Annotated in this window: 20 protein-coding genes and 4 pseudogenes; 6 read left to right on the forward strand and 18 right to left on the reverse strand. The window is 38.2% G+C overall.

Annotation, left to right across the window (positions count from 1 at the left end):
• Positions 1-15 precede the first annotated feature (15 nt).
• From ACQKEZ_RS05735 to ACQKEZ_RS05760, 6 genes are all read right to left on the reverse strand, one after another.
• Positions 16-534, reverse strand: coding sequence for a sigma-70 family RNA polymerase sigma factor (locus ACQKEZ_RS05735; protein ID WP_427300462.1), 519 nt, complete (start codon positions 532-534; stop codon positions 16-18).
• Positions 535-659: 125 nt separating this feature from the next.
• Complete coding sequence (locus ACQKEZ_RS05740; RefSeq protein WP_427300464.1) at positions 660-839, reverse strand: XtrA/YqaO family protein; 180 nt, start codon at positions 837-839, stop codon at positions 660-662.
• Positions 832-1,266 carry a RusA family crossover junction endodeoxyribonuclease gene (locus ACQKEZ_RS05745; protein ID WP_427299378.1) on the reverse strand — a complete coding sequence of 145 codons (435 nt, stop codon included), beginning with the start codon at positions 1,264-1,266 and terminating at the stop codon, positions 832-834. Before ACQKEZ_RS05745 ends, ACQKEZ_RS05740 begins: the two co-directional genes overlap by 8 nt.
• Before the next feature lie 162 nt (positions 1,267-1,428).
• Positions 1,429-1,611, reverse strand: coding sequence for a hypothetical protein (locus ACQKEZ_RS05750; RefSeq protein ID WP_427299379.1), 183 nt, complete (start codon positions 1,609-1,611; stop codon positions 1,429-1,431).
• The gene (locus ACQKEZ_RS05755) at positions 1,586-1,738 is read right to left on the reverse strand and encodes a hypothetical protein (protein WP_427299380.1); all 153 of its coding nucleotides are present in this window, start codon (positions 1,736-1,738) and stop codon (positions 1,586-1,588) included. Before ACQKEZ_RS05755 ends, ACQKEZ_RS05750 begins: the two co-directional genes overlap by 26 nt.
• Positions 1,739-1,772: 34 nt before the next feature.
• A complete protein-coding gene (locus tag ACQKEZ_RS05760) occupies positions 1,773-2,006 on the reverse strand; it encodes a helix-turn-helix transcriptional regulator (protein WP_427299381.1) in 234 nt (77 codons plus the stop codon).
• A gap of 157 nt (positions 2,007-2,163) precedes the next feature.
• On the opposite strand from ACQKEZ_RS05760, the gene ACQKEZ_RS05765 reads away from it, so the two are divergent.
• The 4 genes from ACQKEZ_RS05765 (at position 2,164) to bioB (ending at position 4,851) form a co-directional block, all read left to right on the forward strand.
• The gene (locus tag ACQKEZ_RS05765; RefSeq protein ID WP_427299382.1) at positions 2,164-2,541 is read left to right on the forward strand and encodes a helix-turn-helix domain-containing protein; all 378 of its coding nucleotides are present in this window, start codon (positions 2,164-2,166) and stop codon (positions 2,539-2,541) included.
• A 338-nt stretch (positions 2,542-2,879) separates the two neighbouring features.
• Complete coding sequence (locus tag ACQKEZ_RS05770; protein WP_427299383.1) at positions 2,880-3,230, forward strand: hypothetical protein; 351 nt, start codon at positions 2,880-2,882, stop codon at positions 3,228-3,230.
• A gap of 74 nt (positions 3,231-3,304) precedes the next feature.
• Positions 3,305-3,667: a hypothetical protein gene (locus tag ACQKEZ_RS05775; protein ID WP_427299384.1), complete on the forward strand. Its 363-nt coding sequence runs from the start codon at positions 3,305-3,307 to the stop codon at positions 3,665-3,667.
• A gap of 188 nt (positions 3,668-3,855) precedes the next feature.
• Positions 3,856-4,851 (forward strand): biotin synthase BioB, encoded by a 996-nt coding sequence (gene bioB, locus ACQKEZ_RS05780; protein ID WP_427299385.1) that lies wholly within the window; start codon positions 3,856-3,858, stop codon positions 4,849-4,851.
• A gap of 122 nt (positions 4,852-4,973) precedes the next feature.
• Here the strand turns inward: bioB and ACQKEZ_RS05785 are convergent, their stop codons facing one another.
• The 3 genes from ACQKEZ_RS05785 to ACQKEZ_RS05795 all read right to left on the reverse strand — a co-directional run bounded on the left by ACQKEZ_RS05785 (position 4,974) and on the right by ACQKEZ_RS05795 (position 7,543).
• Positions 4,974-5,807 (reverse strand): undecaprenyl-diphosphate phosphatase, encoded by an 834-nt coding sequence (locus tag ACQKEZ_RS05785; RefSeq protein ID WP_427300465.1) that lies wholly within the window; start codon positions 5,805-5,807, stop codon positions 4,974-4,976.
• 127 nt (positions 5,808-5,934) lie between these two features.
• Positions 5,935-7,086 (reverse strand): AI-2E family transporter, encoded by a 1,152-nt coding sequence (locus tag ACQKEZ_RS05790; protein ID WP_427299386.1) that lies wholly within the window; start codon positions 7,084-7,086, stop codon positions 5,935-5,937.
• A gap of 64 nt (positions 7,087-7,150) precedes the next feature.
• Positions 7,151-7,543: a DoxX family protein gene (locus ACQKEZ_RS05795; protein WP_427299387.1), complete on the reverse strand. Its 393-nt coding sequence runs from the start codon at positions 7,541-7,543 to the stop codon at positions 7,151-7,153.
• Positions 7,544-7,751: 208 nt separating this feature from the next.
• Here ACQKEZ_RS05795 and ACQKEZ_RS05800 point away from each other — a divergent pair, with 208 nt between their 5' ends.
• Positions 7,752-8,741, forward strand: a complete 990-nt coding sequence (locus ACQKEZ_RS05800) for a Gfo/Idh/MocA family protein (RefSeq protein ID WP_427299388.1) — start codon at positions 7,752-7,754, stop codon at positions 8,739-8,741.
• 25 nt (positions 8,742-8,766) lie between these two features.
• On the opposite strand, the gene ACQKEZ_RS05805 is transcribed toward ACQKEZ_RS05800, so the two are convergent.
• The 9 genes and pseudogenes from ACQKEZ_RS05805 to ACQKEZ_RS05845 all read right to left on the reverse strand — a co-directional run.
• Positions 8,767-9,291 (reverse strand): type 1 glutamine amidotransferase domain-containing protein, encoded by a 525-nt coding sequence (locus tag ACQKEZ_RS05805; protein ID WP_427299389.1) that lies wholly within the window; start codon positions 9,289-9,291, stop codon positions 8,767-8,769.
• A 98-nt stretch (positions 9,292-9,389) separates the two neighbouring features.
• Positions 9,390-10,343 (reverse strand): methyl-accepting chemotaxis protein, encoded by a 954-nt coding sequence (locus ACQKEZ_RS05810; RefSeq protein WP_427300467.1) that lies wholly within the window; start codon positions 10,341-10,343, stop codon positions 9,390-9,392.
• Positions 10,335-11,378 (reverse strand): annotated as a pseudogene (locus ACQKEZ_RS05815) (HAMP domain-containing protein); the annotation flags it as partial. The gene ACQKEZ_RS05810 and the pseudogene ACQKEZ_RS05815, both read right to left, overlap by 9 nt.
• Positions 11,379-11,544: 166 nt before the next feature.
• Entirely contained in the window at positions 11,545-12,492 is a 948-nt protein-coding gene (locus ACQKEZ_RS05820; RefSeq protein WP_427300469.1) for a methyl-accepting chemotaxis protein, read from the reverse strand.
• Positions 12,487-13,524: pseudogene (locus ACQKEZ_RS05825) on the reverse strand (HAMP domain-containing protein); the annotation flags it as partial. The gene ACQKEZ_RS05820 and the pseudogene ACQKEZ_RS05825, both read right to left, overlap by 6 nt.
• Before the next feature lie 173 nt (positions 13,525-13,697).
• The gene (locus tag ACQKEZ_RS05830) at positions 13,698-14,648 is read right to left on the reverse strand and encodes a methyl-accepting chemotaxis protein (protein WP_427300471.1); all 951 of its coding nucleotides are present in this window, start codon (positions 14,646-14,648) and stop codon (positions 13,698-13,700) included.
• A pseudogene (locus ACQKEZ_RS05835) lies at positions 14,643-15,689 on the reverse strand (cache domain-containing protein); the annotation flags it as partial. The gene ACQKEZ_RS05830 and the pseudogene ACQKEZ_RS05835, both read right to left, overlap by 6 nt.
• A 121-nt stretch (positions 15,690-15,810) precedes the next feature.
• Positions 15,811-16,761, reverse strand: a complete 951-nt coding sequence (locus ACQKEZ_RS05840) for a methyl-accepting chemotaxis protein (protein WP_427300473.1) — start codon at positions 16,759-16,761, stop codon at positions 15,811-15,813.
• Positions 16,753-17,802 (reverse strand): annotated as a pseudogene (locus tag ACQKEZ_RS05845) (cache domain-containing protein); the annotation flags it as partial. The pseudogene ACQKEZ_RS05845 and the gene ACQKEZ_RS05840, both read right to left, overlap by 9 nt.
• A 154-nt stretch (positions 17,803-17,956) precedes the next feature.
• Between ACQKEZ_RS05845 and ACQKEZ_RS05850 the strand changes: the two are divergent.
• Positions 17,957-18,697, forward strand: a complete 741-nt coding sequence (locus tag ACQKEZ_RS05850; protein ID WP_427299390.1) for a protein-glutamine gamma-glutamyltransferase — start codon at positions 17,957-17,959, stop codon at positions 18,695-18,697.
• Positions 18,698-18,713 lie beyond the last annotated feature (16 nt).

An 18,713-nucleotide genomic window follows, 5' to 3' on the forward strand; every position in this document is an offset into this window, starting at 1 on the left:
TTTTAGAAAAAACGCCTATTCAGCAGCATCGAATAGGCGTTCTTTTATTCTATGAGACATTTTTGTTCTAGCACGCTCCATATGTTTTTGGACAGTTCCTTTTTTTACCTCTAGCATATTTGCGATGTCATTAAAGGACATACCTTGTGTGGTATGCATGAAAAACACATCTTTCTCTCGTTCTGTTAAAACGGATAGCGCATCTTCTATTCGCCGCTTATCCTTTTCATTCACTTCTCGCTGGTGATCCTGAATGATCGTATATTCATGTGATAAGGCTTCAAGGACCTGTGGATTTGCTAGCATTGTACGTTGATAAACAGACCGCCGATCTAACCCCCGACGTGCGCCAGGCTCTCTGCCACTTTGAAGCCACTCCAACACATATTCAAGATCGCTTATCATACTTGCAATGATTTTTTTATCATGCTTCTCTTTATCTGTTAAATGAACATCTTCTTTTTCTTTGAATGGTTGGTATATTTTTCGTGTGTCTTTTAGTGCTCTTTTATATTCAATGATTAAATCCTGCATCATTTTTGCTCCTTTTGGTTTTTGAGAATAAAAAAACGGACACCAATCATCGCCTCTTTTATCAAGGCAGTGATCAGTGTCCGCAGGCTTTCCGTCTTGGACTTATTTATTTTTTGTATGTTCGTTTAGTTGATCTTAAAACCTATTTCATGATCAACTCTGGCAAAATGACCTTTTGCCGTTTGGATAATGGTTCTCCCATGTTCAGGAGCATCCATAATGTGTGCAGTTCCTTCATTTCCATCCAAAACGATGACATGTACTTTGCCTTTTTCAATTTCGCCGACAAACGTTAGATTATCCATGATTGATAGTTGCTTTGGCTTGTTCAATTTGACAGCCTCCTTTTCCATAAGAACTTGTGTGATCAATGATTTTATTCATAATGACTTCCACTCTTGGGTTTTCGCTATAAAACTTGTAAACTCGCAAATCAACCACCTGACTATGTTTCTTGTCAACAAGACTGTGTAGCACGTGTGTGATCAGTTCTACATAGTATTCAACATGTGGTTTAGCGAGAGGTCGAATCATTCCTCTTTCCGCATACGCTCTTGTTCTTTGACATTTGGCGATGTTCAGTGGGAGTGCTGTAAATATTCTCATTTCGAGCGAAATGGGTCCTTTAATCAATTTATTTCGGTTCGCTTCTGCTAGATTGCTAGCGATCTCTTTTTTGAGTAACTCTCCTTGTGTATCGGGTTCACAGTAGACGGTAAAGCATATCGACATATTATGATCTTCCGTCATCCTGAATCCATTGCAACATTTCTTGTTCCTTCTGACTTGCTGTCAACAAAAGTGTCAGACATTCTAATATTCGTTTGAATCGTTCCATTGAGAGATGATCCTTTCCTTCTTTGTTGATCTTTTGATTTTCCTTTATTTCAGTTGTTAGGAAGAGTGGTTTTTTCTATGAAAGGCTTCTCTACCAAGCTGTAAATATCTCTGCTTGCCTTCTAGTGTCGCAAATTGAAAAATGGGGCGCCCTTTTTCAAAGGCAATCCAACCACCTGCTTGTATTAAACGCCGCTGAGCTTCTGAACGACTGTCAAATGCTAATAGGTGCTTCTTCAAGATGATCAGCCTCCTTATCCTCATTCTTACCTAACTTGTATCCATTTCGTTCAAGTTCATACTGCCAATGGCTTTTTGGGTAACCAAAATCATTGATTTCGGTGATGATCGGGTGCTCAATATTCAATTGTTTTCCTCCTTCACTTTGTCCTTGCTCTATTTCATCCTTCCAACACAAAGTTACTCTTTTTGGGTAATTTTTGTTCAAAAAAAAGCTCATTTACTCCAACATTCAATATGTCGGATATTTGTTTAGCAATATCTAAACTTGGCTTAGTTCGACCCATTTCAATATTTGCATAGCCACTTGTATACTTATAGCCAAGTTGCTTTGCCATATATGTTTGCGTTTTTCCCTGAGATATTCGTTCAGCCCGTAGTTTTTCAAGTTTCATCGACTCACCTCTTACTCGATTTGTGTAAGTTATAAACCCATCATAATATACACAAAAAGGGTAAGTCAACGATTTTTTATTCTTTTTGTGTATATTGTTATTTTTTACGTGTAATTCATGATAAAATTTACACATAATATGAAAAAAGGTGTTTCCTATGGAAAATATGACTGGCAAGATTTTAACTGAATTAAGAGAAAAGCAAGGATGGAGCAAGTCAACTGTCGCGAAGAAGTTAGGTCTTAGGGCAATGTCAACATATGCAAATTGGGAATATGGCTTGCGAAAGCCTGATGGTGAAATGATAGTAAAAATAGCAGAACTATTTGGAGTGACAACTGACTATATCCTTACTGGAAAAGAAAAGAGTCAAGTGGACACCGATTTTTCTACCGACCCTGATTTGCAAATCGCCTTCAAAGCAGCCTCTGACTTTTCTGAGGAAGCACGAAGACAAACGATCGACTTTATCAATTACATTAGAGAAAAAGAGGAACGAAAAGGTCGTCAGTTTAAGGATAAAGACAATAAATGAAATATTTGTCTTAACATTCCGTGACAAACGTTCACCTATCATAAGTACATGTGACAAGATGGAGTAGCTTTCACAAAATCCACATTGTCCATTTTTTAAGCCGAGATGAATGTCTCGGCTTTTTTCTATTGATTCCAAAGCAAGTATGTCTCGTTTGTAGAACAGAGCTGTTTCATGTCTTTCTACTTAAAATATTTCTTTTTTCTCATACATTACATGCAAAAGTACGAGAAAAAAGAAATATTTTTCATCTAAATTGATTATTTTTGGAATTTTTAATTGACATTTTTTAATTTAGTTACTAATATATGTATATACCAAAAAAAGGAGTGTTACTAGTGAAAAAATCTATTAAAGCTATTACAATGTCTCTTGCTGCCTTCGGTGCTCTTACTTTCTTCAATGCGGAGGGCGCTCATGCAACTCAGGCTGACACAAATCCAGTTATTTCAAAAGCTCCGATTATAAACAAAGTGATTCGAGTCGATCGTACTCTTACAGTGGGTTCATCTATTGCTGTCTCACTTCCAGTTAGTCAAATTTCTGTATCAGGCGCTACATATGCAATTCAGCTTGAACAGACTGCTCCTAATTTCACTTGGATTCGTGCTGTTCAACGTGGCTCTGTCACAGTGTCTTATTACAACTCACAAGGTGAATTAGTCATTAACTACATTACAGTGCGCTAATTAAAGCGTCCCTGTTCACTCTCAGGTAAATAAACATTAACTCAGTCATCAAATGGTGATCACTGAATAAAGGAGTGTTCTATTTGAAAAAATCGATAAAAGCGATCACAATGTCTTTGGCTGCTTTTGGTGCTCTTACTTTATTTAGTGCAGAGGGTGCTCATGCTGCCCCTGCTTCAACAAGTCCTGTTGCATCCAAGGCACCGATTAGTGCAAAAACAATTGTGCTCAACGACACTCTGCGTGTTGGCTATTCAATTGCCTATTCTTTACCTGCAAGCAGTCTTTCTGTAACCGGAAATGTTCATTCAATTCGCCTTGAACAAACAGCTCCGAATTTCACTTGGTTACGTGCTGTTTCACCAGGTACTGTTCGGATTACTTACTACAATTCACAAGGCGAACTCGTCATCAATAATATTACTGTCATTCGATAAGAAGCGAACATACAGAAAAAAGCGTACTTATTCCAGTACGCTTTTTTCTATTTTTAGACAAATTCATCCTATTTTCGGTGGGTCATTCTTGCAGTTTAAAGCAACTTCACTTATTACCAAAGCTTGTTATGTCTCACTCCATATGTTAACTTTATATTAAAATAAGTTAACATATGGAGTGCTTTTTTATGACACAACAAGCGGCTTTTTGTTGGGGTTTTTTAGTTGAAAAAGCGTTGAGGAATGAGCCGATTACACTTCAAGAAGGAATTGATATTCTTCACGTAGATGAGGATGAGCTACTACCATTAATGCATGCTGCCTTTCGGGTAAGGCGACATTTCTTTCAGAAAAAAGTAAAATTGAACATGATATTTAATGCAAAAAGTGGGTACTGTCCAGAGAACTGCGGATATTGTTCACAATCCATCATTTCAAATGCTCCAGTTGAAAAGTATACGTTGCTCGATAAAAAAACGATTGTTGCAGGCGCTCGTGAGACATTAAAGCGTAAAGCCGGTACATACTGTATTGTAGCAAGCGGCAGGGCTCCTTCTCATCGTGAATTAGATGAAGTGACGGCAGCGGTCAAAGAAATAACTGAAACGATGCCCCTTAAAGTGTGTGCCTGTCTAGGACTGTTAAATCAAGAGAAGGCGAAAAGGCTCAAGGAAGCTGGTGTACATCGCTATAATCACAATATAAATACGCATAAAGACCAACATACTCATATCACAACAAGCCATACATATGATGACCGTGTCACAACCGTAAATGAGGTCAAACAGTCTGGAATGTCTCCTTGCTCTGGTGTAATTATCGGAATGGGTGAAACCGATCAGCAAATTGTTGAGATGGCTTTTGCATTGAGGAAGCTAGACGCTGATTCCATTCCAGTCAACTTCCTTCATGCCATTGAGGGGACACCATTAGAAAATCAGCTACGAACACATCCAATAAAAGCACTTAAAGTACTGGCATTGATGCGGTTTGTTAATCCGACTAAAGAAATACGTGTATCCGGTGGAAGAGAGCTTAATTTACGTACTCTCCAGCCGCTTGCGCTATATGCTGCAAACTCAATATTTGTAGGTGACTATTTAACAACAAAGGGACAACAAGTACAAATCGATCAGCAAATGATTGAAGATTTAGGGTTTGAAATTGAAGAATATGCGTTATAAAGAAAAGTCTGCCCATTAAACGGCAGACTTTTCTTTATTAGAATCGTTTATGAAAATTGACCGTCCCGCTTTCTTCTTCGTGATCAAAGCTACCTACAAAAGTCCAATTTTCCATTAGCCTATTACATAAACACAATGAACAAGACGATTCCCAAAATAATTCGATAGATTGCAAAGGGAACAAGCTTGATTTTATTAATTAATTTTAGGAAGAATCGAACAACGAATAGGGCAACAATAAAGGCACTGACAAAACCTACAATAAAGAATGGTAGCATATCTGGTGTTAAATACTCCGCATTTTTAATGAGGGTCAATAAGCTAGCACCTGCCATGATAGGCATCGCCATGATAAATGTGAAATCGGCTGCTGCTCGGTGATTCAAGCCGAGTATGACACCACCTGCAATGGTTGAACCAGAACGTGAAAACCCGGGCCAGAGGGCTAAACATTGAAACAATCCAATGAAAAGCGCTTGACGATATGAGATGTTGTCCACTGAATTCGTCTCTGCTTTTCGCTTATTGATATAGTCTGCAATAATCATAAGCACTGCCCCTAAAATCAAACCGATTGCTACTGTTCTCACATCAAACAAGTATTTATCAATGTAATCCTCAAACAGGAAGCCTAAAATGACAGCGGGTACTAGACCAACCGCAATCTGAGCAATTGTTAGCTTTTGACCGCTTCGTTTTTGTTCCTCTGTAATGTTTTTCTTTAGTCCTAGCAAGTTGAGAATACGATCTTTGAATACGATCATGACGGCTAAAATAGAACCTAGTTGAATGACGACTTTAAACGTATTTGCCGCTTCAGGGCTAATAATCTCTTTTGACTTTAGCCAAAGGTCATCAACAATAATCATGTGTCCAGTAGAGGAAACGGGTGCATACTCCGTTAAACCTTCAACAATTCCTAAAATCAGTGCCACGAATAAATCCCATAGATTCATCATTTTCTTTCCTTTCAATTCTTATCTTTTAATTATGGTGAGTGGTGAACCATCTATGTCCACATAAAGACAAGCTTCCTTCCACGAAAGCTCGTCTTTACGGTAATATATTTTTTTCAGAAAAGGATTATGACTCTAATCTTTTTTCTTCTTTGTACAGGCTTGATCGTATTTTAAACCAATCAAACAAATGAGTGGTCATCACTTTTAGCACTGCATAGGTAGGAATTGCAACGATCACACCAACCACACTAAAGAGCTTGGCGGCTGTTAGTAGAACAAAGATAATCGTAACAGGGTGAATGTGGAGATTTTTCCCCATGACCTGTGGTGAAATAAATTTCCCCTCAATTAACTGAACAACTGTCCATACAATAATTAACTTTAAGAGCATCACTGGTGATGTAACGAGTGCAATCACAATCGCTGGCGTGATCGCAATGGTCGGACCAAGGTAAGGAACGATACTTGTACATGCCGCAATGCTAGCAAGAAGGAATGCATAGTCTAAACCAATGATTAAATAACCAATGAGCAGTAGTATACCAATACAGAAGCTGACAATAATTTGACCTCTAATGTAAGAGCTAAGGCGATGGTTCATTTCATTAAGAACGACATGCGTATGCTCTTTTAACTTCGTAGGGATAAACTTCAAAAAGTAATAAGGTAGTTTTTTACCATCTTTTAGCAAATAGAACAGAATAAATGGGACAGTGATAATAGAGATGATCACTTCTGTTAGCGCACCTAGGAATGTACCAACACCTGTAAAGGTACTTTCTAATATCTTCGTTCCTTGACTTGACACTTTATTTACTAACTCTGACACATTAAAATTCATTGATTTCTGTGCTTGGGTAATAAAGTTGCTGCCCGTTAACTGTTTAATCTGATCTTCCACAATATCCACATATTTAGGAAGGTTATGAAACAGACTCATGGTCTGTGCTTGTAAAAACGGAATAATAGCGACGATTGTGACTGTAATGATACCAATAATCACAATATACAATAGCAAAATGGAATAAATACGTTTCACTCTAAATCGCTCTAAGAAATTCACAACAGGATTCAATAAATAAAAAACGACCCCGGCTAAAATAATCGGTAAAGCAATGGTTTTGATAAGAACGATCAGTGGTGTAAAAATAAATGATGTTTTCATGAAAACAAGTATATTTAACCCAATCAATAACAGGACTAGTAAAAACAAAACAAATTTGTTATCAAGAAAGAATTTTTTAAAACGACTGCTCCACATTTGCATAGAGTTCATTTTGTCCCTCCAAACTCGAGCTTTATATTAGTAAATTGTACACTAAATCATGATTGTTTTGAAATTATTTAATGGACTTCTCCTGTCCCGTTACAATTGACATTGCCCACAAAATCAGAAGTGGGTGTACGATTAGTCTGCCCCATAAAAACGACGAATCTGTGTGTTCTTGTCCAGGAAACGGTATTCCTTCTTTTGTCGCAAATAAATTCGCAGGAAAAATGAGTACAAGGTAAATGGCTGTCCACTTTGCTGTCTGCCTCCTTGCCCGCGGGATCAACAGTAGCACCGCAATTCCCCATTCAATGAATGCAGTAGCATAAACAATAAAATATGGAAATGGCAGAGCATAAAGCATGCGAGCGAACCCATCAAGCTCCATCAAATGGAATATTCCTGCTCCGAAAAATAAGAAAGCAAATAAATAAGTACTCACTCTATGTATAATCATCTTCATCCCTTATTCCTCCTCCTATACTTGAGTATTACCCGAATAAAGGAGGAAACTACCCACTTCTCATACATTTTTCACGCACTATGTAAGACGCTTATGTCCGCCTAAAGGTTTCATTTCGATTCATCCAAGCACCCAAAGGCTTCTTCTCCATCATGCGAACATTTTCGAAACCTTGTATAATCATCATAAGATTGAAGGAGGGAAAAACATGATTCGTTTTGCTGTCATCGGTACAAATTGGATTACAGACCGCTTTTTGCAATCTGCGGAGAACATTCGTAACTTTCAGCTCACTGCCGTCTATTCAAGATCAGAAGAAACGGGGCGAGCTTTTGCACATCAACATGGTGCAGACTTTGTCTTTTCTGATCTACAAGAAATGGCAGCAAGTGATGAGTTTGACGCTGTCTATATTGCAAGTCCAAATGCACTGCATAAAGACCAAGCGATTCTCATGATGCAACATCAAAAGCATGTGCTTTGTGAAAAGCCTTTAGCTTCTAATCACAAAGAGGTTGAAGAAATGATAGCTGTAGCAAAAAAACATGAAGTATGTCTCATAGAAGCCATGAAAACGACCTTTCTCCCAAACTTTAAGCAAATCAAAAAGCATCTTCATCGACTAGGGCCGATTCGTAAAATCATCGCCCATTATTGTCAATATTCCTCTAGATATGATGCGTATAGAGTAGGTAACGTATTAAACGCCTTTAAGCCAGAGCTATCAAACGGATCTTTAATGGATATAGGGGTTTATCTTGTATTCCCGACCGTCTATTTATTTGGTCTGCCAAACCAAGTATTGGCAAGCGGCTCTAAGCTCTCTTCTGGTGTTGATGGAGACGGTACGTTGATCTTACAGTATGACAATCATCAAGCCGTCCTATTTCACTCCAAAATATCAACATCCTATTTGTCTTCAGAAATTCAAGGCGAAGATGCGACTATGGTCATTGATCGATTCCATCGTCCTTCTAGCATCACTATCATGCATCGAAATGGTGAACAGGAAAGTATATCAATAGTAGATGAAAAACCGGCTATGTACTATGAAATTGATCACTTTATATCATGTATTCAAAATAAAGAATGGCAGTCGACTATCAACACCTTTGCATTGTCAGTACAGACGATGTCCATTATGGATGAAGCAAGGCAACAGATGCATATTGTATTTCCTGCTGATCAACAAGAATAAGTAAAAAGCCCCCTGAGAAGGGGCTTTATTGTGTCGCTAATACATCAGCAAAAGCTTTCACATATGGTGGTAAATCAGGTGGCCTTCGGCTTGAAACGAGATTTCCATCAATGACAACAGCTTCATCAAGCCATACAGCACCAGCGTTTGTCATGTCATCCTTAATGCCTGGTGTACTCGTCACTTTCTTTCCTGATAAAATCCCCGCAGAAATCAATACCCAGCCTGCATGACAAATTTGACCGACGGCTTTTCCTTGTTCATGTAATGTACGGACGATCTCCAATACTTCAGGATATCTGCGCAGTTTATCTGGTGCCCAGCCACCAGGAACTAACACAGCATCATATTCATCAGCTGATACCGATTTAAAATCAACATCTGATTGAGCGGGTACGCCATATTTTCCGATATATTGATGCCCTGCCTTTTCTCCTACAAGGTGAACCGTTGCCCCCTCTTCTTGTAAACGAAGCACTGGATACCAAAGCTCTAAATCTTCGAATTCGTCACTGACAAACGCTATGACCTTTTTGTCTGATAAACGCATGATTGATTCTCTCCCTTCCTTGTCCTCTTCCTATTGTACGTGATAGTCCTACTTATTTAAAAGCGGTTCCCCTTGAGGAGAACCGCTTTTGTTTGTCATTATTCGCTAATTTTAAATTTCTTAATTAAATTACGTAGTTCTTCCGCCATTTTGGACAATGTCACAGATGAAGACGAAATTTCTTCCATAGAGGCAAGCTGTTCTTCAGCAGATGCCGCAATGTCTTGAATGCTGGCAGAGCTTTCTCTAGATACATCGGCAATCTCGTTTACCGCAGTAAAAATTTGTTCAGATCCTTTTGAGAGCTCTCCAACCGTAGTATCCATAGCTTGAATTCTTGTGGCGATTTCAGCCGTTTTATCGTTGATTCGTGCAAAGCTCTCTTTCGTCCGATCAGTGATAGCAAGTCCACTTTGCACTTCTTCATTCACAGACTTAAACATATTTTGTGATTTTTCAATTTCAGACACAATTTCTTTGACGAGCTTTTCGATCTCTTTGGCAGAGTCTGATGATTGGACAGCTAGTTTTCTGACTTCTTCCGCGACAACTGAGAAGCCTCTACCTGATTCACCCGCACGCGCTGCTTCAATGGCGGCATTTAATGCAAGTAGGTTCGTTTGATCGGCAATGCCATTAATGACGCCTAAAATATTGGTGATATCCTTAGATTTATGTTCAAGTCCGTTGATAACACTTTCAGCTTCTTTCACTGAATGGTCAATTGTTTTCATTTGACCGACTGTTTGATCAACAAGTTTTCCACCAGTTTCAGCGACATCTTTTGATTCTACAGATGATGCTGTAATCACTGCCGACGTTTGTGCAACTTCATTTAATCCACCGTTCATTTCCTTAAGGAGATGTGCACTTTGATCGACCATTTCACTTTGATTCTCATTTCCATTAGAGAATGTTTCAATAGACGATGTGATATGTTCTGTTGCTTTTGTTGTTTGTCCGGCACTTGCTGTTAATTCCTCTGAAGAGGATGCCACATTTTCAACAGAGGTTTGGACTGCTTGAATCACTTCTCTTAATGATTCACTCATTTCATTGAAGCTTGTACTTAATTGACCAATTTCATCTTTTGAATGAATAGAGATTCTTTCCGTTAAATCACCATCACTAATCTTTTTCGAAGATGAAACAAGCACGGAAAGTGGCTTTGTGATAGATCGAATAATGAAGACTATGAGAACACCACCGATGATAAGGGCACCTACTAAAATAAGGACAGCCATATTAAATACAGGCTGTGATGCATCATGAACTTCATCTACAAGCATCGACCCGGCAATCTTCCAGCCAGTCAGTTTGTTTGTGACAAACTCCATTTTCTTTTCTTGACCTTCAAATAAATAACTTATTAATCCTTTGTCTTCATTGTAAAGTTTCTCTACCCAATCCCCCGTCATTTTTGTGCCAGCTTTTTCGGTTGGATGCGCGACAAATGTACGATCAAGACTTCCGATGAAGGCATGTCCTCTTTTCCCAATATTTACACTGTTCGATTCTTTTACTAAGTCATCAATACTAATGTTCATTCCTATAACACCCGAACCATCGTCCAGTTTTTTTGAAACCGTGACGACGAGTGTACCAGTTGTAGTTGTAGCACGAGGAGATGATAAAACAATTTCTCCATTTTTCGCCCAAGCATCCTTGTACCAACCTTGCTCTGTTGCAACATAATCGGCTGGTAGTTTTTCATGTGGGAATCTTGAATGGACTTTTCCATCGTTAGAGGCAACAAAGATTCCATCTGTGTCATCATTCATATTGATAAATTGCTCAAAACGTCCTTGGATTTCGGTTGTTCCCTTTTGCTTTAATTTTTTCTCTGTAACCCATTTCCCAAAAAATACAGCAGCTTTTTTTTTCACTTTAACGATTCTTGTAATATTGTTATCCAGCTGTTTGACATTTTCTGAGGCACTTTGCATGATTTGGTCACTTAAAGAGCTACTCGCTGTATGATAGGAAGAAATAGCCAAAACAATCATTGGACATAGAAGAATGAATAAAAATGAATATATTAGCTTTTTTGAAATAGATGGCTTTCTAAAATACTGTATTAATTTCATAAAATTGAAAACTCCTTTTAGTAAGATAGTATTTATATCGGACTTGCTACAAGGTTTTTTTACTTTTTTTTATTTATTTAAATTACCTAGAGGTCAAAACTCCTAAAGATTATCAAAAAAATGCAAAACACCTAGTCTTTGTGAGACCAGGTGTTTTCATGATTCCTTAAATTTCAAACTGCTTAATGAGCCCTTTTAGTTCTTCTGCCATCGAAGACAATGTGACAGAGGATGAACTAATTTCTTCCATCGAAGCAAGTTGCTCTTCTGCGGAGGCCGCGATATCTTGGAAGCCTGCTGAGCTTTCACGAGAGAGCTCTTTGATTTGATTGACTGCATTTGCAATATCATTTGATCCATGAGAAAGCTCTTGAGCTGTCACATTCATTTGTTTCATTTGTTCTGTCATTTCAAGCGTTTTATCATTAATTTTCTCAAAGCTTCCCTTTGTCTCATCGGTAATTTTTAATCCTGATTGGACTTCTCCTGCTACTTGTTTAAACATTTGCTGAGATTTCTCTATTTCCCCCACAATTTCGTTGGTCAGTTTTTCAATTTCTTTTGAGGAACTACCTGATTGCTCTGCAAGCTTACGTACCTCTTCAGCTACAACGGAGAACCCTCTTCCTGCTTCTCCAGCTCTAGCAGCTTCAATTGCTGCATTTAGTGCAAGTAAATTTGTTTGGTCGGCAATACCATTAATGACGCTAAGAATACTTGTAATGTCTTTTGATTTTTGTTCAAGTCCTGCAATGACAAGCTCTGCTTCTTTCACAGCCTGCTCGATTGTTTGCATTTGGCCCGCTGTTTTTTGAACAAGTTCTCCACCAACCTGAGCGGTTTTACTTGATTCTATTGATGATTCTGTCATTCCAGACGTTGTATGAACCATGTCCGATAAGCTGCGATCCATTTGATTTAGCTGGACTGAGCTTTTCTCAATCATGTCATTTTGAAATTCATTGCTGTTTGAGAACTGTTCAATAGAAGATGTAATATGCTCTGTTGCTTGTGCAGTTTGACCAGCACTAGCTGTTAATTCCTCTGATGAGGATGCGACATTTTCGATTGAATTTTGAACGGCTTTGATGACATTTTTCAACGTTGCAGCCATTTCATTAAAACTGTGCCCAAGCTTGCCAATTTCATCATGTGTTCGGACTTCAATATGCTGGGTCAAATCCCCCTTACTAATTTTCTCTGCAGACTCAGAGAGTTCTAGTAATGGTTTTTTAATCGATTTGATGATGAAATAAATCGCAATTCCTCCGATTACGATAGCTATAGCAAGTATAACTATTGTCATATTCAATACTGGCGTCGCTGCTGCTTTTACTTCATTCGAAAACATTGTACCTGCCAGCTTCCAACCTGTTGCTTCGTTTGTGACAAAGAACATCTCTTTAGGCTGACCTTTGAATTCGTATTGAAAGCTACCTTCTTTACCATTATATAACTTTGATATGAAATCCCCTGTCACTTTAGAGCCAGGTTTCTCTGTCTTATGTGCAATATAGTGCTGGTCTGATGAGGCAATAAATGTATAGCCCTCTTTCCCAATTTTTACGCTATTTGTATCTTTTACGATCGTATTCAGTAACACATTCGCACCGATGACCCCAGAACCGTCCTCTAACTGTTCTGATATTGTGATGAGCAGGTCACCTGATGATTTGTCTACAAAAGGATTGGAAATAACCAATTCATTACCCTTTTCTATCGATTCTTTGTACCATGTTTCATTTTCGACATTCTTTTTTTCATTTTTATGAAGCTCAGAATATTCAATGAGATTACCTTTCGTGTCAGCAATAAATACTTCAACAACATCTTGATCGGTTTCTGATAGCTGTTCAAACTTCGTATTCAAGGACTGTTTGTTTTTTGAGGTTAACTCTTTCTTTTTAATAGACTTTGACAAATAGTTGACCATATCAATCTTTGGCTGTACATCTTTATTAATCAGTTCGTTCAATTGACTCACGCCGTTTGCTGCACTTGCCATAATTTCTTCGTTCAATGACCTTGAAGCAACTTCATAAGAAAATGCGGCCAAAACAAGGGTCGGTACGAGGAGAATGACTAAAAATGCTGTGATTAATTTCTTCGACATCGTAAAGTGCTTAAATAAATTGAATTTTTTCATCTCAATACTCCTTTTGTCTTATGTTTTGTTGTTGGTCGTACCCCTCTATTTTAGGTAATAAGAATCATTTTTCAAGATCGAATGTTCCAAAACCCCAAAAAAGTAAATCAAAAGACCTATTTGTTTTAAATGAAATAAAAAAAGAGCCCCTGCTTTGAGCTCCTTTTCACTTATTATTCTACTTTGAACTTGCTAATTAGACTTTTTAATTCATCTGCCATAGATGATAGAGTGGCAGATGATGAGCTGATCTCTTCCATAGAAGCAAGCTGTTCTTCAGCTGAAGCCGCAATGTCTTGAATGTTCGCTGAGCTTTCTCTAGACACATCTGCTATTTCTCGAACGGCTTCAGATACATGTACTGAGCCTGCTGACATTTGTGCCACTGTTTGGTTCATTATTTGTAGCTTATCTGATATTTCTTTTGTCATTTCAAAAATATGATTGAAACTGACCTTCGTTTGTTCTGTCATATTTAAGCCGGATTGAACTTCACGATTCACTCCAGTGAACACTTCTTGTGATGTATCAATATCTTGCACAATTTCTTTAATTAAGTTTTCGATTTCTTTTGCTGAGCTAGCCGACTGGACTGCGAGCTTTCGTACTTCTTCCGCAACAACTGAGAAGCCGCGTCCTGATTCTCCTGCTCTGGCTGCTTCAATCGCAGCGTTTAGTGCGAGTAAGTTCGTTTGATCAGCAATCCCGTTAATAACACCGAGAATTTGATTAATATCTTTTGACTTGGTTTCAAGTGCTTTAATCACACTTTCTGCTTGTTTGACTGATTTGTCAATGACATACATTTGCTCTGTTGTTTGTTCAACGAGCTGTTCTCCATCTCCGGCAACATCAGTTGATTTAATAGAAGACGCTGTAATTGCTTGAGCCGCTTCATTCATTTGTTTGAATCCATTGTTCATTTCATCTAATTCTGCGGAGCTTAATTCGACTTTTTCACTTTGACTTTCATTTCCACTTGAAAACTGTTCAATCGCTAGTGTAATGTGCTCAGTGGCTTTACTTGTTTGTCCGGCACTTGCTGTCAGCTCTTCGGATGAGGAGGCAACATTCTCTACTGAGGTTTGGACAGCACCAATGAGGGATTTTAATGAATCAACCATGGCGTTAAAGCCTTGTCCCACTTGTCCAATTTCATCATTTGACTGAACCTCAAGTTTATCTCGTAGATCTCCATCGCTGACTTTTTTAGAGAAACTGGCGAGCTTAGACAGTCTTCTTGAAATCGAGCGAACCATAAAGAAGATTAGCGCTCCTGCTATGACCAATGTCACACTGAATACGATGATTGCTGTATTAAATACAGGTTTTGCCGCATCCTCCACTTCAGATACGAGCATCGTTCCACCGATTTTCCAGCCAGTTAAATCGTTTGTGACGTAAGCTATTTTTTTATCCGTACCATCTAGCGTGTAGCTTCCTTTTCCTTCTTTATTCTTATATAAAATTTTTGCAAGTGAAGCATCTACGTTACTACCTGGTTTTTGCGTTGGATCAGCAAGAACTGTTTTGTCTTCCTCCATGATGAAGGCATAACCTTCTTGTCCAATTTTAATTTCTTTTAATTTTTGAAGAAGGCTATCAATTTCCATATCAATGGCAATTACTCCTGAGCCATCTTTCATCTTTTCAGCAATCGTAATGACCATTTTACCAGTAGATGCAGCCGTATAAGGTTTGGTTATGACTTGCTCCCCATTTTCGGCATTCCACGCCTCTTGGTACCAAGGTCTCTCTCTTGGGTCATAACCTTCTGGCATTTTTTGAACAGGATATTGTATAAACAAGCCCTTTTCAGAGCCGACATAAAATGCAGAGACATCTTTTTCATTAATTTTTCCATATTGCTGTAATTCAGCAATCGTTGATTTTCTGTTTTTCTCTTGAATATTTGACGCTTTTAATGTTTCCGTAAACAATGTAACAGCTTCTGACTTGTTTCCAATATTTTCATTGATCAATGTGTCAAATGCATTCACTTGACTCATTGCACTACCCATGATTTGCTTATCTAATTCTGTCTTAGATGTGTAAAATGCGCTGACAGTTAATACGACTGTTGGCAGAATGAGCACAATTAAAAAGGCTGCGATTAATTTTTTGGAAATAGATGGTTTTTTTAACCACTGGATGATTTTGGTCATTTTTTCATTCCTCCTTTACTTATCTAAAGTTATTATCGGATAAAAGTATTGTTTTTAGAGGTTCATAGAGCCATAAAAAACAAAAAAATATCCAGATAATACCGGATATTTTTCGATGTGATTATTTAATTTTAAATTGACTTGTTAATTCTTTTAATTCTTCTGCCATCTTCGAAAGGGTGACAGATGATGACGAGATTTCTTCCATTGATGCCAGCTGTTCTTCAGCAGATGCTGCAATATCCTGAATGTTTGCAGCGCTTTCCCTTGATACTTGTCTCATTTCTTGCATCGCTTGTGATACAAGTTTAGAGCCGCTTGATAGATCAATGGCAGTGTCGTTTAGCTGCTTTAGTTTACTAGACATCCCTTGTGCTGCATCATAGATATGTTGGAAGCTGTCCTTTGCTTCCTCTGTCATTTCGAGTCCTGAATTCACTTCACGATTCACTTCTCTAAACATATTTTTTGAATGGGCAATTTCCATCACAATTTCTTGTATGAGTTTTTCAATTTCTTTGGCAGAATCCGCTGATTGTACCGCAAGCTTTCTGACTTCTTCTGCTACAACTGAGAAGCCTCGTCCAGATTCTCCTGCTCGTGCCGCTTCAATTGCAGCGTTAAGAGCTAAGAGGTTGGTTTGATCAGCTATACCATTAATGACACTTAAAATGTTCGTAATATCTTTGGATTTATATTCTAATTCTTTTATCACATTTTCTGCTTCTCGTACAGATTGATCTATATGTTTCATTTGTGTTGCTGTGCTTTCAACGATACGTCCACCTTTACCAGCGGCTTCCGTTGACTCCAGTGAAACTGCCGTTACTTCTGAAGATGTAGTAGACATTTCCTGTAAGCCGTCGTTCATTTCAACGAGTTGATTAGTGCTCGTATCGACTTTTTCATTTTGTGCTTCGTTTCCATTAGAGAACTGTTCAATCGACATGGTGATGTGCTCTGTTGCTTGACTCGTCTGGCTCGCACTTGCTGTTAGCTCTTCAGAGGCAGAAGCTACATTTTCTACGGATTTTTGAACAGCACTGATGACATCACGTAGGGACTCACTCATTTTGCTAAAACTTCGAGTTAAATCACCCACTTCATCTTTTGATTTGGTTTCAATCGTTTCGGTTAGGTCGCCTTCACTGACTTTCGTGGAAAAAATAACAAGCTGTCTTAAACCAATTGTAATGGATCTCACGATGAAGAAGATTGCAATGCCGCCAAGAACAAATGAAGAAATTAAAAGAATAATGGCAGAATTCCATACTGGCTGCGCTGCTTCTTCTGTTTCAGAGACAAACATTGTCCCAGCAATTTTCCATCCTGTCAGTTCATTCGTTTGAAAGACTAACCGCTTTTCTTCTCCTTGATTCACATATGTGGCTGTACCTTCTTTTTCACTATAAAGGATAGATGAAATATTTTCTGTCACTGTTGATCCTGAATTCTCTTCTGGATGAGCAACGATTTGTTTACTTCTATTGGCGATAATCGGATAGCCTTCTCGCCCAATTTTGATTTCCTTGATTTTGTCAACAATATCTTGAACTTCAATATCAATTCCGATGACGCCAGAACCATCTTTATTTTTTTGTGCAATCGTCACCACCATAGAATTGTTTGTTGCAGAAATGTACGGGTTTGTAATGACCGCTTCCCCTTTTTCATCGTTCATGGCATCTTTAAACCAATCACGTGTGGAAGGATCATAATCATCTGACATTTTCATTTCAGGATACTGAATAAAATCTCCTTTTTTGCTTCCAGCATAAAACCCGACAACGTCATCCTCATTAATTTTGCTGTATATCTCGAAATGTTCTTCGAGTTCCCTACGATTTTTCTTTTTAAAATCTGATGCTGTTGAACTTTGGGTGAACAGCTTGACCGCATTTGCTTTATTCACGAGCTTCTGTTCAATCATGTCATTCAACTCGTTCACTCTTGCAGTTGCGCCGTACATGATCTCTTCATCTATTTTTTTCTTGGCAATCTGATATGAGATCGTACTAAGTGAAATAACGGGCACTACAAGAATAAGTATAAATGAGATGATTAGTCTCTTTGAAATCGATGGCTTTTTGAGCCATTTTATTGCACTTTTCATGTTTCTCCTCCTTTAGACGTTATCTCTAATATCGGATGTTTTTATATATTTTTCATGTTTTTCTAATAAAAAGGTAGTTCTTTTGTTTATTTTCACAAAGTGACTCATTACCCAAGCATTACGCATACGCTAATATAAGGGGGGATCATTTCAAATGATTATCATATCAGGACAGCCGGTGACAAATGACCAACTGACATCCTTTCAGCTAGAAGGACAAAAGCGAGTCATTTTGATGCAATTGCAAGCTTCAAATGATACATTTCGTTTTAGGCACGCTTCAGATTTATTATTTGAAGTGACATTGAGATCAAATGTGATGAATGCTGCCAGAGAATTGAACAAGAGCGGCGCTTCATTTGCGGTTTTCCAGCGATCACGTGCGAATCAAGAGCTGTGGCGTGTATCAGAAGCTGGTGCACTTGAATTACGGTATCAAGTAGAACCAGCAAGAGGGATAAAAGATATTTTCGAAAATGGCTCGCAATACGCATTCGAGTGTGCTACAGCGATTGTCATTGTTTTTTATATGGGGGTTTTGCAGACAGTAGGCGAAAAAAAATTTAATAGACGACTTCGCACGTTAACTTTGTATGACTGGCATTATGACACATTGTCCATTTATACAGAACGTGGGAATGACTTTATTTATGGGGATTGTTTATATTTTGAGAATCCAGAGTTTAGCTACCAGCAATCACAATGGCGTGGAGAAAATGTGATTTATGTAGGTGAAGATCAATATTATGGACATGGACTTGGCATTTTATCTGCAGGAGAAATAATTGAGAAATTAAACCAAAGAAGACGTCCAGGAGCTGTTCAATCTGCTTATTTACTTCCACAAACCACACGAATGGATACCATCTATTTAAGACAGATGTTTGACAGCTAAAAAAGCCCCTTTGTCT

This window comes from Bacillus sp. NPDC077027, from assembly GCF_050269555.1.
Classification (GTDB): domain Bacteria; phylum Bacillota; class Bacilli; order Bacillales; family Bacillaceae; genus Bacillus.

Bases quoted from the DNA above. Each gene is read 5' to 3' on its own strand.
- bioB (WP_427299385.1), top strand. From the start codon at position 3,856: ATGACACAACAAGCGGCTTTTTGTTGGGGTTTTTTAGTTGAAAAAGCG.
- ACQKEZ_RS05830 (WP_427300471.1), bottom strand. From the start codon at position 14,648: ATGGTTGATTCATTAAAATCCCTCATTGGTGCTGTCCAAACCTCAGTA.
- ACQKEZ_RS05765 (WP_427299382.1), top strand. From the start codon at position 2,164: ATGGAAAATATGACTGGCAAGATTTTAACTGAATTAAGAGAAAAGCAA.
- ACQKEZ_RS05790 (WP_427299386.1), bottom strand. From the start codon at position 7,086: ATGAACTCTATGCAAATGTGGAGCAGTCGTTTTAAAAAATTCTTTCTT.
- ACQKEZ_RS05795 (WP_427299387.1), bottom strand. From the start codon at position 7,543: ATGAAGATGATTATACATAGAGTGAGTACTTATTTATTTGCTTTCTTA.
- ACQKEZ_RS05840 (WP_427300473.1), bottom strand. From the start codon at position 16,761: ATGAGTGAGTCCCTACGTGATGTCATCAGTGCTGTTCAAAAATCCGTA.
- ACQKEZ_RS05735 (WP_427300462.1), bottom strand. From the start codon at position 534: ATGCAGGATTTAATCATTGAATATAAAAGAGCACTAAAAGACACACGA.
- ACQKEZ_RS05800 (WP_427299388.1), top strand. From the start codon at position 7,752: ATGATTCGTTTTGCTGTCATCGGTACAAATTGGATTACAGACCGCTTT.
- ACQKEZ_RS05740 (WP_427300464.1), bottom strand. From the start codon at position 839: ATGGATAATCTAACGTTTGTCGGCGAAATTGAAAAAGGCAAAGTACAT.
- ACQKEZ_RS05820 (WP_427300469.1), bottom strand. From the start codon at position 12,492: ATGGCTGCAACGTTGAAAAATGTCATCAAAGCCGTTCAAAATTCAATC.
- ACQKEZ_RS05745 (WP_427299378.1), bottom strand. From the start codon at position 1,266: ATGTCGATATGCTTTACCGTCTACTGTGAACCCGATACACAAGGAGAG.
- ACQKEZ_RS05785 (WP_427300465.1), bottom strand. From the start codon at position 5,807: ATGAATCTATGGGATTTATTCGTGGCACTGATTTTAGGAATTGTTGAA.
- ACQKEZ_RS05805 (WP_427299389.1), bottom strand. From the start codon at position 9,291: ATGCGTTTATCAGACAAAAAGGTCATAGCGTTTGTCAGTGACGAATTC.
- ACQKEZ_RS05850 (WP_427299390.1), top strand. From the start codon at position 17,957: ATGATTATCATATCAGGACAGCCGGTGACAAATGACCAACTGACATCC.
- ACQKEZ_RS05760 (WP_427299381.1), bottom strand. From the start codon at position 2,006: ATGAAACTTGAAAAACTACGGGCTGAACGAATATCTCAGGGAAAAACG.
- ACQKEZ_RS05810 (WP_427300467.1), bottom strand. From the start codon at position 10,343: ATGAGTGAATCATTAAGAGAAGTGATTCAAGCAGTCCAAACCTCTGTT.